This is a genomic window from Paraburkholderia sp. UCT2, assembly GCF_014397665.1.
GTDB classification, from domain to species: domain Bacteria; phylum Pseudomonadota; class Gammaproteobacteria; order Burkholderiales; family Burkholderiaceae; genus Paraburkholderia; species Paraburkholderia tuberum.
This window is the reverse complement of the sequence record NZ_VZQO01000027.1, coordinates 1-12,578: the sequence shown is the minus strand read 5'-3', so window position 1 is coordinate 12,578 and position 12,578 is coordinate 1. Positions and strand designations below refer to the sequence as shown.

12 protein-coding genes are annotated in these 12,578 nt (G+C 63.3%); 1 reads left to right on the top strand and 11 read right to left on the bottom strand.

Going from position 1 to position 12,578, the window contains the following annotated elements; translation table 11 throughout:
* Position 1 precedes the first annotated feature (1 nt).
* From F6X39_RS21890 to F6X39_RS21855, 8 genes are all read right to left on the bottom strand, one after another.
* Entirely contained in the window at positions 2-1,147 is a 1,146-nt protein-coding gene (locus tag F6X39_RS21890) for a porin (protein WP_187618079.1), read from the bottom strand.
* 138 nt (positions 1,148-1,285) lie between these two features.
* Positions 1,286-2,911: a 3-(methylthio)propionyl-CoA ligase gene (locus F6X39_RS21885; protein ID WP_187618078.1), complete on the bottom strand. Its 1,626-nt coding sequence runs from the start codon at positions 2,909-2,911 to the stop codon at positions 1,286-1,288.
* Positions 2,912-2,961: 50 nt separating this feature from the next.
* The gene (locus F6X39_RS21880) at positions 2,962-3,318 is read right to left on the bottom strand and encodes a Rieske (2Fe-2S) protein (RefSeq protein WP_187618077.1); all 357 of its coding nucleotides are present in this window, start codon (positions 3,316-3,318) and stop codon (positions 2,962-2,964) included.
* Between the two features lie 32 nt (positions 3,319-3,350).
* Positions 3,351-3,917: an RBBP9/YdeN family alpha/beta hydrolase gene (locus tag F6X39_RS21875; RefSeq protein ID WP_187618076.1), complete on the bottom strand. Its 567-nt coding sequence runs from the start codon at positions 3,915-3,917 to the stop codon at positions 3,351-3,353.
* A gap of 18 nt (positions 3,918-3,935) precedes the next feature.
* Positions 3,936-4,784, bottom strand: coding sequence for a TauD/TfdA dioxygenase family protein (locus F6X39_RS21870; protein ID WP_187618075.1), 849 nt, complete (start codon positions 4,782-4,784; stop codon positions 3,936-3,938).
* 10 nt (positions 4,785-4,794) lie between these two features.
* Positions 4,795-5,775, bottom strand: a complete 981-nt coding sequence (locus F6X39_RS21865; protein WP_187618074.1) for a quinone oxidoreductase family protein — start codon at positions 5,773-5,775, stop codon at positions 4,795-4,797.
* Between the two features lie 107 nt (positions 5,776-5,882).
* Complete coding sequence (locus tag F6X39_RS21860) at positions 5,883-7,205, bottom strand: MFS transporter (RefSeq protein WP_187618073.1); 1,323 nt, start codon at positions 7,203-7,205, stop codon at positions 5,883-5,885.
* A 155-nt stretch (positions 7,206-7,360) separates the two neighbouring features.
* Positions 7,361-8,416 carry a 3-keto-5-aminohexanoate cleavage protein gene (locus tag F6X39_RS21855; RefSeq protein ID WP_187618072.1) on the bottom strand — a complete coding sequence of 352 codons (1,056 nt, stop codon included), beginning with the start codon at positions 8,414-8,416 and terminating at the stop codon, positions 7,361-7,363.
* A gap of 242 nt (positions 8,417-8,658) precedes the next feature.
* Here F6X39_RS21855 and F6X39_RS21850 point away from each other — a divergent pair, with 242 nt between their 5' ends.
* A complete protein-coding gene (locus tag F6X39_RS21850; RefSeq protein WP_187618071.1) occupies positions 8,659-9,660 on the top strand; it encodes an AraC family transcriptional regulator in 1,002 nt (333 codons plus the stop codon).
* 87 nt (positions 9,661-9,747) lie between these two features.
* Here F6X39_RS21850 and phaC read toward each other — a convergent pair whose 3' ends face one another.
* The 3 genes from phaC to F6X39_RS21835 all read right to left on the bottom strand — a co-directional run.
* On the bottom strand, positions 9,748-11,490 hold the full coding sequence (phaC, locus tag F6X39_RS21845) for a class I poly(R)-hydroxyalkanoic acid synthase (RefSeq protein WP_187618070.1): 1,743 nt from the start codon (positions 11,488-11,490) through the stop codon (positions 9,748-9,750).
* Between the two features lie 14 nt (positions 11,491-11,504).
* Entirely contained in the window at positions 11,505-11,975 is a 471-nt protein-coding gene (locus F6X39_RS21840) for a MaoC family dehydratase (RefSeq protein ID WP_187618069.1), read from the bottom strand.
* Between the two features lie 82 nt (positions 11,976-12,057).
* Positions 12,058-12,578: electron transfer flavoprotein subunit alpha/FixB family protein (locus tag F6X39_RS21835; protein WP_222945283.1), on the bottom strand; the 521-nt coding region annotated here is incomplete at its 5' end.

Here is a 12,578-nt window from a genome sequence, read left to right as displayed (position 1 = left end):
ATCAGAAGTTATGGCGGATACCGACCATGGCCGCCGTGGTGGACACGCCAGGTGCAACCGGGGCGCCATAGACGATGGTCTGATTCATGGTCCCCCTGTTGTTGACATAACCCACCTGCGCGTAAGCCTTGGTGCGCTGCGACAGGTTGTATTCCGCGCCCACGGCGAACTCGCCCGAATGGTTCGCCGAGTTGTTCTTGTCTTTCAGGTAGTAGTACCCGGACGTGATCTTGAAACGCGGATTGAACTGGTAGCCGAGGCCCCCCGAGATCATTTCGAAGTCCGCGGTGTTGGTATGGGCCGGGTTCTTGCCGGCGCCGTACGAGGCCGACACCGAAAATCCGGCGATCGTGTACATCGCACCGAAATAGTAGAAACGGTTGTTCGCAAGCCCGGTCGCGGGGATAGCGGGGGCCGCCGGGTAGGTGATCGGGTACGGGTTGGTATCGTGGCCGTTGTAATACAACGCGGACAGATTCAGACCGTAGTTCGAATACTTGAGCACGGCCGACTCGCGCGTGCCGCCCTGGAAATGACCGGCGACGCCGCCCGGCGCGTACTCGAGTGCGAGCGACGCGCCATGGAATTTCGGCGAGTTGTAGACGAGCGCGTTGCTGTCGTACAGCGCGCCGATCGGCGCGTTCGTGCTCGTGCCTGGCCAGCCGGCCGCCTGATTGATGCCCAGCCACGCGGTCAGAATACTGCCGAAATACTGCGCGCCGCGGACGTCGGTTTCCGCCATCGCGTAGATCATCGGAATGATCTGCCGGCCGGCGTCGAAGGTACCGAACGGCCCCGATGCGCCGACCGTCGCGAACTGGTTGAAGATCGCCGTGACGCCCGGCGTGTCGGACAGACCGAACTTGCCGTTCGTGGTGTTGAACGCGCCCTGCAGCTTGAAGTTGATCTTGTAGCCGCCGCCGATGTCTTCGCTTCCCTTCATACCCCAGAAGCTCGAATAGATACCGCCGTCCTTCAGTTGATAAATTTTGCCCGTGTTCGGCGCGTGCGGCAGAAAGGTAGCGGCCGATGTGCTCTGATACAGCAGCCCCGTATCGACTACGCCATAAAGCGTCACTGACGACTGCGCATGAGCCGCGGTGGCGAAAATGGCCAACACGATAGCGCTGCTTGACTTCAACTTCATTTTGTCTCCTTCGCGTACCGGCGGTGGGGCAAAAGCCGATGCTGCGGTCGCTTCAAATGGTTGGTGGTTTTGTGTGCGCCGGGCGTACCCGGTCGCGTTGTTGCGTGAATCGAACTGCGTTGCTGCGAAAGCCGTGCGTCAGGGCAGGTAGTAGTTGCCGAACTGATCGCGTAACTGGTTCTTCAGGACCTTGCCTGTTGCGCCGATAGGCACCGTGTCGACGAACACCACTGCATCGGGAGTCCACCAGCGCGCGACCCGGCCGTTGAAGAAGGACAGCAGTTCGTCGCTGGCCAGCTCGCTGCCCGGCTTTTTCACGACCAGCAGCAGCGGCCGTTCGTCCCACTTAGGATGCCGTGCGGCGATACACACTGCCGTCGAGACTTCCGGATGCAGATAAGCGACGTTTTCGATCGCCGCCGAACTGATCCATTCGCCGCCCGACTTGATCACGTCCTTGCTGCGATCGGTGATCTGCATGAAGCCGTGCGGGTCGATCGTCGCGATGTCGCCGGTCGGAAACCAGCCGTCGCACAATGGCGACTCGACGTCGGCGCCGAAGTACTGCTGCGTGACCCAGTGACCGCGCACCTGCAGATCGCCAGCGCTCTCGCCGCCCCACGGCAATTCATTACCGTTGGAGTCGACGATCCGCATGTCGATGCCGAACAGCGCGCGTCCCTGCTTCGCCTGAACCTTGTACTGATCCTCCATCGGCAGCGACTGCTGATGCGCCTTGAAGCTGCAGACCGTGCCGATCGGACTCAATTCGGTCATGCCCCACGCGTGCAGTACCTCCACCCGGTGGCGCTTCTGGAACGCCTCGGTCATCGCGGTCGGACACGGCGCGCCGCCGATCACCGTGCGTCGCATCGACGAGAAGGTCCCGCCCATCGCATCGACATGCGTGAGCAGTCCCTGCCACACGGTCGGCACGCCGGCCGACAGCGTCACGTGTTCCGTTTCGATCAGTTCATAGAGCGACTTGCCGTCGAGCGCCGGCCCCGGAAACACCAGCTTCGCGCCGACCATGCAGGCGATATAGGGCAGTCCCCACGCGTTCACATGGAACATCGGCACGACCGGCAGGATCACGTCGCGCGCGGAACAGTTCAGCGAATCGGGCAGCGCCGCCGCGTAGGTGTGCAGCACGGTCGAACGATGGCTATACAGCACGCCCTTCGGATTGCCGGTGGTGCCCGACGTGTAGCACAGCGACGACGCGCTGTTTTCATCGAGCAGCGGCCATTCGAAAACGTCGTCGTGCAGCTCGAGCAGATCCTCGTAGCACATCAGCATGCCGGTCAGGTCGTTCGCTTGCGGCATGTGCGCGCGATCGGTCATCGCCACGAATACTTTCGGGCTCTTCACCCGGGGCGCGACGCTCTCGATCAGCGGCAGAAAGGTCAGGTCGAAGAACACGACACGATCTTCCGCATGCTCGATGATGTACGCGAGCTGGTCGACGTGCAGTCGTGGGTTCAGCGTATGCAGCACGGACCCGGAGCCCGACACCGCGAAATAGAGCTCCATGTGGCGATAGCCGTTCCACGCGAGCGTCGCGACGCGCTCGCCCTGGCCGACGCCGAGCGTCGACAGCGCGTTGGCCATACGGTGCGCGCGCTGCGCGAGGTGCCGATACGAATAACGATGGATGTCTCCTTCCACGCGTCGCGACACGATTTCCTGTTCGCCGTGATGGCGCTCCGCGTGCGTGAGCAGCGCGGAAACCAGCAGCGACTGCTGCATCATCAAGCCTTGCATCTTTCCGTCTCCTGATTGGTTGTGGCGTCTCGCGCCTGGCCTACGAGGCCTTACGTTGCCGCGCTGCCGGCTCGCGCTTGCGAGGGCGCCGCGTTCGGCGCGTCGAGACTCACCACCACCTTTGAATCCACTATTTCGACCGGGAAGGTCGTCACGCTCAATCCGCCTGTTCCCGCCATGCAGCCCGTGCGCACGTCGAAGCGCAGACCGTGCGCCGGGCAGCGCAACATGCAGCCTTCCAGCTGGCCGCTCGACAGCGCGGCCCCGTTGTGCGGACATGTGTTGTCGATGGCGTGAAGCGTGCCTTCGATGTTGAACAGCACGATGCTGCGGCCATCTATGAAGGCCAGCTTGCGCTGGCCCGGCGCGAGCTCGCCGCCAACACCCACCACGATCCGACGCGACATCCCAGACTCCTTCTGATCCGACGCGGGCCGCGTCACATCAGTACCAGGCGGCGAATCAACGTCTCCGCCATCGGCCATTCGCCAAAGCCCGAAGCAGGGTTGAGGTGCCCCACTTCGCCGAGATCGACGAGGCGGCTGCCCCAGTCCTGCGCCATCTCCTGCACTTTCTCGAACCGCGCGAGCGGATCGTTGCGGCTCGCGCCGACGATGCTCGGAAACGGCAGCGGCTTGCGTGGAATCGGCAGCCAGCCGTTCTGCTCGAGCGTACCCAGCTCCGGATAGCCCGCCGGCATCGGCGTCTCGAGGTCCGCGGGCGCCGCGAGCAGCGCAGCGTGAATCTCGCGCTTGTGCTGCGCCGCCCATTGCACGGTGATCATCACGCCAGCGCTATGCGCGACCAGAATGACCGGGCCGTCGATCCGCGCGAGCGTGGCATCGAGCGCCGCGACGCGTGCCGCGCAACTGAGCTTGTCGTGCTCGAGCGGCGGCACCGACAGCGCTTTCGGCAGCCGTTGCTGCAGCAGGGTTTGCCAATGCTCCGCGACGTGGTCGCGCAGACCCGGAACCATCAGAATGGTCGGTTTCAATTCGTAATTCATGGGAAGCTACCTGCTAGTTCAGTACGGCTTGTCGCCGACGATGCCGGCGCGTTCCATCTTGCGGTGGCACGGCGGGTAGTCCATCACCGCATAGTGCTGCGTGCTGCGGTTGTCCCAGATCGCGATGCTGTTCTTCTGCCAGCGCCAGCGCACCTGATACTCGGGGATGTACGCCTGGCTGATCAGATAGCGCAGCAGATCGCCCGCGCCCGGATTCGCGTCCTGCCCGAAGCGCACTCGCTCCGGCGTGTGAAAGTTCGTGAAATGGCTCGTGAAAGCGCTCACGAACAGCACCTTCTCCTCCGTTTCCGGATGCGTGCGCACGACCGGGTGCTCCGCGTCCGGAAATTGCGCCTTCAGCGCGAGACGCTTTTCGATCGGCATCGCGGCACCGAAGCTCGCCTCGATGCTGTGGCGCGCGCGCAGGTCCGCGATCTGAGCCTTCACGTACGCCGGCAGATTCTCGTAGGCTAGGACCATGTTCGCCCACATCGTGTCGCCGCCGACGGGCGGACACTCGACGCAGCGCAGCACGGCACCGAACTGCGGCGCTTCGCGCCAGGTGGCGTCGGCATGCCACGCGTTTTCGTAGCGGTCGTTGGGCTGATCCGGGGTCTTGTAGATCCGCACGAGGCCCGGATTTTCCGGATCGCTGCCCGCGACCGGATGGGCTTCCAGTTCGCCGAAGCGGCGCGCGAACGCCACGTGTTCGGCACGCGTGATGTCCTGGTCGCGCAGGAACAGCACCCGGTGCTTCAGCAGCGCCGAGCGGATTTGGGCAAACAGGCCATCGTCGTAGATGGCGTGGGCGAGATTCACCCCTATCAGTTCGGCGCCGATCGAGTACGTCAGTTGTTCGACTCGCATGGCTAGCTCCTTAGATGACGAAGATCGACGAACCCGTCGTCTTGCGCGACTCCAGATCACGATGGGCTTGCGCCGCATCTTCGAGCGCATAGCGCTGATTCAACTCGATCTTGATGCGCCCCGAGGCGATGAGCCCGAAGATTTCGCCGGCAAGCTCGTCCTTCTCGGCCGGGTCGGCGATGTAGTCAGCCAGCGCCGGGCGGGTCAGATAGAGCGAGCCTTTCATAGCCAGCAGTTGCGGATTGAACGGCGGGATCGGGCCGGAGGCCGTGCCGACGCAAACCAGCAGACCGCGGCGCTTCAGCGAATCGAGCGAAGCCTCGAAGGTGTCTTTGCCGACGCTGTCGAACACGACGCTTACGCCGACGCCATCGGTCAGTTCGCGCACGCGCCTGGCGACGTCTTCGTGGCTGTAGTTGATGACGTGGTCGCAGCCGTGCGCGCGGGCCACCTCGCCCTTGGCCTCGTTCGAAACCGTGCCGATCACGGTCAGACCCAGCAGCTTCGCCCATTGCGAAACGATCAGGCCGACACCGCCGGCGGCGGCATGCAGAAGGATCGTGTCGCCCGCCTTGAAGTCGTGAATGCGGCGCATCAGATACGCGGAGGTCAACCCGCGCATGGTCATGCCGGCAGCCGTTTCGCAGCCGATCGCATCGGGCAGCCGGATCAGCGGCGCGGCCGGAATCAGGCGTTCGGTGCTGTACGCGCCGAGCGTGTTGAGGAAGCCCGTGTAAGTCACACGATCGCCCACCGCGACGTTCGTGACGTCCGGGCCAACGGCCTCGACCACGCCCGCGGCCTCCACGCCCATCCCCGCGGGCAGCGGGACCGGATACAGGCCGCTGCGAAAGTAGGTGTCGGCGAAATTGAGGCCCACTGCCTGATGGCGCAGGCGAACCTGACCGGGACCGGGGTTGCCCACTTCGACGTCCTCGTAGCGCAGCACGTCGGGACCACCGGTTTCATGAAAGCGAACTGCCTTTGCCATGTTGACTCTCCAATTCTTTACTTGATCTGCACTTTGCAGAATTCGTTGCGCCAGCGGCGCAGTTACAGGTTCGGTGCTCCGCGCCGTCCGCGCGGCACCATGCGATGTCAGCGTGCCGCCTGCTCGCGCAGCATGTTCAGCCGATCCAGATCGCCCGAGTAGTTCCGTTTGCCGATCATGAATGCGGCGGCCGCGACGAGCGGTGCGAACGGCACCAGTTGCAACGCGCCCAGCAGTCCGATCCGATCGGCGATGATCCCCGTCAGGACAGCCGCCGGCGCGAGGCCCAGCAGGTTGTTCGCGAGCGTCAGGGTCGCAAACGCCGAGGCATGAATCGTCGGCGGCGTGAGGTTCGCCACCATCGCACCCGACGGGCCGCTCGCACCGGCGCAGAAGAACATGCCGGCGCCGATCACGACCAGCTGCCATGGCCCCGCGGGCATCCGCAAGCCAATCGCGAGCAGAACGAAACAGGCGAGGCAGAAGGCGATCGCGGCGCTCCACTTGCGTTCCCGCATGTTCTTGCTGAGCCGGTCGGCGAGGTTTCCGCACACCACCATGCCCACCCCGGTCACCAGCACGAACACCGCCGCGCACATCGCAGCCTTGCCGGTGGCCATGCCGTAGTAACGATTCAGGAAGCTCGGCATCCATGCCCACACAGCGGCGGGAACCAGCAGATGGAGGCCGCTGCCCACATAGGCGCACACCACGGACTTGGTCGAAAACAACCCCTTCATCAGCGCGCGCAGGCTCATGCACATGCCGCGCGATTGCGCCTGCCTCGTCACGCTCGCCGGCTGCAGCGGCACAAGACGCTTTTCGGTGACGACGAGGCGGTAGATCACGACCAGCACGACCCCCATCGCCGCCATGGCGCCGAATGCCGAACGCCAGCCGAGGTGAGCCGCCACCGCGCCGCCGAGCGCCATGCCCAGCACCGAGCCGAACGCGCCGCCCGCCATGAAGGTGCCGGTCAGCGTAGAGCGCAGCCGGACCGGAAAGATGCTCAGAACAACTGCGATACCGACACTGCCATAGGCCGCTTCGCCGATTCCGACAAAGGCACGCGCCAGCAGCAACTGCCCATAGTTCGCCGAGATCGCGCAGCCCACCGTCGCGAGACTCCACATCGCCGCCATCAGCACGATGCTCTTCACGCGGCCCCAGCGATCGGCCAGAACCGATAGCGGGAACGTGAGCACACCGACCATCAGCGCGACCACGCTGCTGAGCGAACCCAGCTGCGCGTCGGACAGATGCCATGCCGCCTTGAGCGGCGGAAACACGGCATTCAACACTTGCCGCGACATATAGTCGGAAAGCAGCAATCCGACCGTCAACGCAAACACTACCCACGCATAAGCGCGCACGTCTGTCTGAGCTGCCGAAGCTTCGCCCGTCGCGGGCGCTGCATGCTGAACGAGCATATTTTGTCTCCTTCCACGCTGACTCCCTGGCGGCCGCCTTGCCCGCGTGGGCCGACGACCTGTTATGGATTCAGCTATCTGCTCCCCGCTATGCACCGGAAGCGTTAGCCATGAAGCCCAGCCTCGGCCAATGCGCCGGCCCGGGCTCCTGGTGATCACGCCGCGCGAAGCGGCAGGTTCCTGACACCGGCCTGGCGGTTCGGCGCCATGCCGTTGGCGACCAGCGTCTCTTCGACCGTCTCATACTGCACACCGATACGATAGATCTCGCGCGCTTCTTTGCCAGTGGCAATTTCGCGCCCCAGTTCGCGCGCGACGCGCACGCACTGCTCGATCTGCTGCACCGACGTGAAGCGCTTGCCGTGCTGATCGATGATCGTGTCCTCGATGCCGCAGCGCGGATGCAGTCCCATCGACATCGCCATCATGTTGAACGGCAGCACGTTCTTCAGCAGCGACTCGGCGGTGAGCGTGCAGCCATCCGGCGCGCGATGCACGAAGTTGAAGAAGTTGAATGGATTGGGGCCGTCGAAGCCGCCACCGATACCGATCCACGTCAGATTCAGCGGGCCCTTGTAGACGCCCTTGCGCACGAGGCGCTCGAGCGTTTCGAGCGCGTGAATGCCGGTGAGCTGGAAGTGCGGCTGGATGCCCGAAGCCTGCAGGCGGCGCAGGTGTTCCTCGACCCATGCGGGGCCAGCCGGCACCGTCATTTCACTATAGGCGGCCATGAACGCGGGGTTGGAAAGCGAGGTGCCTGCCAGATACTCCGGATAGAGTAGCTCCATGATGTTCATCTGCGTGGTGTTGATCGCGACCGTCACCTGATCGGGCTTCGGATCGAGATCGGCCAGCATATGACGCGTGTCGTCGGACAGCCACTTCGCGGCTTGTCCGTCATCTTCCGGCGCAAACGAGATCGAGCCACCGACCTGAATGATCATGTCGGGCACTGCCGCGCGCACACCCGCGATCAGTTCATTGAACTTCGACAGGCGCTTCGAGCCCTTGCCGTCCAGTTCACGCACGTGCAGGTGCAGTACCGTGGCGCCGGCGTTGTAGCAATCGACGGCCTTCTGGATCTGCTCATCCATCGTCACGGGGATGTCTTCCGGGAAGTCCTCCGGCATCCATTCCGGGCCGTAAGGGGCGGTGGTGATGACTACCTTGTCCTGATTCTCAGGGTGCAACGAATCGTCGAGAAATTGCATTTGTTTGCCTCCATCCAGTTTTGAAGTGACGGTGTTCCGCTATCGCGAGGTCGCGTGAAAATTTGCTGGAACACATCGAACGACATGTGCCCACAATACGGCAATCGCGCGCTACACTTTTATGATTGGACGCCATCCTTTTAGCGATTCGTGCCACTGCGCGTTAACACCAATAATTGCGCGAAGCAAGTGTTTAATGACTAGAAAAATACTCAGCGTATGAATCGTCCGGAGAAACTACGATGGAAACGATGGTGACGTCGGTAGCCATGAGCGGCTATTTCGAAGTGACGCGACGGCTTGGACTGAATCCGGTCGAGCTCGCGAAACAGGCCGGCATCGACGCCGGCGCGCTCGCGAATCCGGACGATCGCGTATCGGCCACCGCCTGTTGCCGGCTGCTGGAAATGACGGCCGAAAAGGCGTCGTGCCCGACCCTCGCGCTGCAAATGGCGGAAACGCGGCAGACCTTCGGCAGCGGCGTGATCAATGTCCTGCTCGCGCACAAACGCACGCTGCGCGAAGTGTTGCTGGCCGCGGCCGAATACCGCCATCTGCTCAACGAAGCCCTGGCGGTGTACGTCGAGGACGCGGACAATACGGTCACCATTCGGGAGGAACTCGTCGTCGAACGGGGTACCCCGACAAGGCAGGCAATCGAACTGGCGCTCGGCGTCCTCGCGCGGCACTCCGGTGCCCTGCTCGGCAAGTTCTGGAAACCGCGCGAGGTCCACTTCACGCATCCGGCGCCCAAAGACCTGACGTTTCATCGACGCTTCTTCGGCTGTCCGCTGGTGTTCGGCAGCGACTTCAACGGGTTCGTCTGCGCAAGCGCCGATCTCGACTACCCGAATCCACTGGCCGATCCTGAACTCGTGCGCTATGCGGAAAGCCTCGCCTCTCCGCTGAACGCGAGCACCGCGGAATCGGCCGCGCTGGAAGTGCGCAAGGCGATCTACCTGCTGCTGCCGCTCGAGCAGGCGAACGTCGAGCTGGTTGCACGTTATTTGCGTCTGAGCGTACGCACCATGCAACGGCAGTTGAATTCGGCCGGCACCAGTTTTTCGGATCAGGTCGAGGAAGTCCGCGGCGAACTCGCCGTGCGTTACATGAGCAATCCCACCTATCCGATCGGACGGGTCTCGGCGCTTCTCGGCTACGCGCAACAGGGATCGTTCACGAACTGGTTCGTGTCGCGCTTCCACATGACGCCGCGCGACTGGCGCGCGAGCCATGCGAAGTGACGGCCGGTGGCAGTGAAGACAAAAAAACGGAGGGTGATGCACTGAGCATCACCCTCCGTTGTTGCCGCACCCGCTATCGCCATCCGGTCACTCGGCGCGAAGCTTCACATAGCGGCCCGGTGCACTCTCGATTGCCTTGTACTTCCTATTGCCGAGCTTCGTGCGCGCCTCGACCTGCTGGCCGGAATGCTGCTTGACCCAGTCGATCCAGTGATTCCACCAGCTGCCGCGCTGCTGAACCGACGTTGCGAGCCACTCGTCGGCGTTCTCGTCGCAGGCATCGTTGGTTCGGTAGCTGCGCTTGTTCTTCGAGGCCGGATTGATCACACCCGCGATATGGCCGCTTGCCCCCAGCACGAACTCGGTTTGACCGCCCAGTAGTTGCGTCGACTGATAGGCGGATCGCCACGGCACGATGTGATCTTCCTCGGCCGCCATCAGATAGCTCGGAATATCGATGTTGCCGAGATCCACCGGCGTGTCGCAGAACTTCAGTTTGTTCGGCACGCGCAGACTGTTTTCGAGGTACATGTTGCGCAGATAGAAGCTGTACATCGGACCGGGCAGATTGGTCGTGTCCGCGTTCCAGTACAGCAGATCGAACGCGGCCGGGGTTTTGCCTTTCAGGTAATTGTTCACGACATACGGCCAGATCAGATCGTTGGCACGCAGCGACTGGAAGACGAAGCCGAGTTCGCGTCCGGGATAGAGCCCACCGCCACCGATCGCATGCTCGCGCATCGCCACGCCCTGCTCGTCGATGAACACGCCGAGATCGCCCGGGTCGGTGAAGTCGAGCAACGCCGTCAGCAGCGTCAGGCTGGCCACGGAGTCGTCGCCGTTCGCACGCATGACCGCCAGCGCCGACGACAGCATCGTGCCGCCCACGCACCAGCCCAATGCATTGACCTGGTCGGCCCGGCTAATCGCACGCGCGACGCTGATCGCCTGCATCACGCCGTCCTCGAGGTAGGCGTCCCACGTGGTCTGCGCCATGTCCTGCTGCGGGTTGCGCCAGGACACGACGAACACCGTCAGGCCCTGCTCGCAGCCGAAGCGCACGAAGGAATTCTCCGGCTGCAGATCCAGAATGTAGAACTTGTTGATGCACGGAGGAACGATCACGAGCGGCCGCGCGGCGACCTTGGGTGTCAGCGGCTCATACTGGATCAGCTGAAACAGATCGTTCTCATAGACCACCGCGCCACTGGACGTGGCAACGCTGCGGCCCACTTCGAACGCGCTTTGATCGGTGATCGAAATCGAGCCGCTGCCCAGATCGTCGAGCAGATGCGTGACGCCCGCGAGCAGGCTCGATCCGCCCGATTCCACCGCCGCCCGGATGACTTCGGGATTCGTCGCGACGAAATTCGCGGGGCTGGCGAAGTCGATGAACTGGCGCATGAAAAAGCGCAGCTTGTGCTTGCCCTTTTCGTCGAGCGCGCTCGCCTCGACGAACTCCGCGAGTGCCCGGGCATTGATCAGATAGCTCTGTTTAAGAAGGCTGTACCAGCCGTTGCTGGACCAGTCGTCGGCGTGAAAGCGCCGGTCTCCCTGCTCGGGCTCGGCGACCGCCTTCAACTCCGTGCGCCCGCCGACCAATCCGGCGACGGCGTCGCTCCACAGTTGCGCCTGCTGTTGCAGGTAGTGGGCGCTCGTGTGGGTCACGGAGCCTCGCGCAAACGGCCCGTTGAAATCGAAGTCCGAGCCGTCGGTGTCGGGCACCGTCGTAGCGTATTCATCCTTGACCGGCGAAAAACGCCAGAAATCGAAGCCGGCATTGACCCAGCCCGTGGAAAACTCGTGTGGCATGCTGAATGGCATTCTCATGGCGGGGCTCGCTATCATGCTTTGCCGACGGCGCAAGCCGCGTCCTCGACGACGCGGTCGCGGCAGGTTGTCGGCATGACCACGGCGTCGCCTTCGATCACCACCTTGCCGCCGACCGTGCAAACGGTGGACAGCACCACGCGGCGCTTGTCGTGAATCAGTTCCTTGACGGTCACTTCGGCCTGCACGGTGTCGCCGGGCCGAACCGGCGCCTTGAAGCGCAGGTTCTGGCCGAGGTAGATCGTGCCCGGGCCGGGCAGCCGCCCCGCGATCGCCGCGGAGATGATGCTGGCGGTCAACATGCCGTGAGCGATGCGCCCCTTGAAGGGTGTGGTTTGCGCAAACTCCTCGTTGATGTGAACCGCGTTGATGTCTCCCGACGCGCCCGCGAAAAGCAGAATGTCCGCCTCCGTGATGGTCTTGGCGAACCGGGCACTCATGCCCGGTCGCAGGTCTTCGAAATCGTATCCGTTAAGCTCATTCATGATTATTCCGCTTGCTGGGCGCGCATTTGCCCTCTTCTGGCGCGAACTGCGCGTTGTGCCGGACGCTAACCGCTGGATGCGGTTAGCCGAGCGCCTGCTCGAGTTCCGGCACGAGGGTGAACAGATCGCCAACGAGGCCGTAATCGGCGACGCTGAAAATCGGCGCTTCTTCGTCCTTGTTGATCGCGATGATGACTTTCGAGTCCTTCATGCCGGCCAAGTGCTGGATCGCGCCCGAGATGCCGACCGCGACGTACAGTTGCGGCGCGACGATCTTGCCGGTCTGGCCAACCTGATAGTCGTTCGGCACGAACCCCGCGTCGACCGCCGCGCGCGATGCACCGAGCGCCGCGCCGAGCTTGTCGGCCAGCGGTTCCAGCACCTTCGTGTAGTTCTCGCCATTGCCCAGACCACGGCCACCCGACACGATGATCTTCGCGCTCGTCAGTTCCGGACGATCGAGCTTCGTCACTTCCCGGCTCACGAACTGCGCGAGGCCTGCGTCGGCTGCCGCTTCGATCTTCTCGACCGCTGCGCTGCCGCCTTCGGCCGCGACGGCATCAAAACCGGTCGAGCGCACGGTGATGACCTTGATCGGATCAG

Excerpts from the sequence above, each read along its gene's own strand:
- F6X39_RS21890 (WP_187618079.1), bottom strand. The coding sequence starts at position 1,147 with ATGAAGTTGAAGTCAAGCAGCGCTATCGTGTTGGCCATTTTCGCCACC.
- F6X39_RS21885 (WP_187618078.1), bottom strand. The coding sequence starts at position 2,911 with ATGCAAGGCTTGATGATGCAGCAGTCGCTGCTGGTTTCCGCGCTGCTC.
- F6X39_RS21880 (WP_187618077.1), bottom strand. The coding sequence starts at position 3,318 with ATGTCGCGTCGGATCGTGGTGGGTGTTGGCGGCGAGCTCGCGCCGGGC.
- F6X39_RS21875 (WP_187618076.1), bottom strand. The coding sequence starts at position 3,917 with ATGAATTACGAATTGAAACCGACCATTCTGATGGTTCCGGGTCTGCGC.
- F6X39_RS21870 (WP_187618075.1), bottom strand. The coding sequence starts at position 4,784 with ATGCGAGTCGAACAACTGACGTACTCGATCGGCGCCGAACTGATAGGG.
- F6X39_RS21865 (WP_187618074.1), bottom strand. The coding sequence starts at position 5,775 with ATGGCAAAGGCAGTTCGCTTTCATGAAACCGGTGGTCCCGACGTGCTG.
- F6X39_RS21860 (WP_187618073.1), bottom strand. The coding sequence starts at position 7,205 with ATGCTCGTTCAGCATGCAGCGCCCGCGACGGGCGAAGCTTCGGCAGCT.
- F6X39_RS21855 (WP_187618072.1), bottom strand. The coding sequence starts at position 8,416 with ATGCAATTTCTCGACGATTCGTTGCACCCTGAGAATCAGGACAAGGTA.
- F6X39_RS21850 (WP_187618071.1), top strand. The coding sequence starts at position 8,659 with ATGGAAACGATGGTGACGTCGGTAGCCATGAGCGGCTATTTCGAAGTG.
- phaC (WP_187618070.1), bottom strand. The coding sequence starts at position 11,490 with ATGAGAATGCCATTCAGCATGCCACACGAGTTTTCCACGGGCTGGGTC.
- F6X39_RS21840 (WP_187618069.1), bottom strand. The coding sequence starts at position 11,975 with ATGAATGAGCTTAACGGATACGATTTCGAAGACCTGCGACCGGGCATG.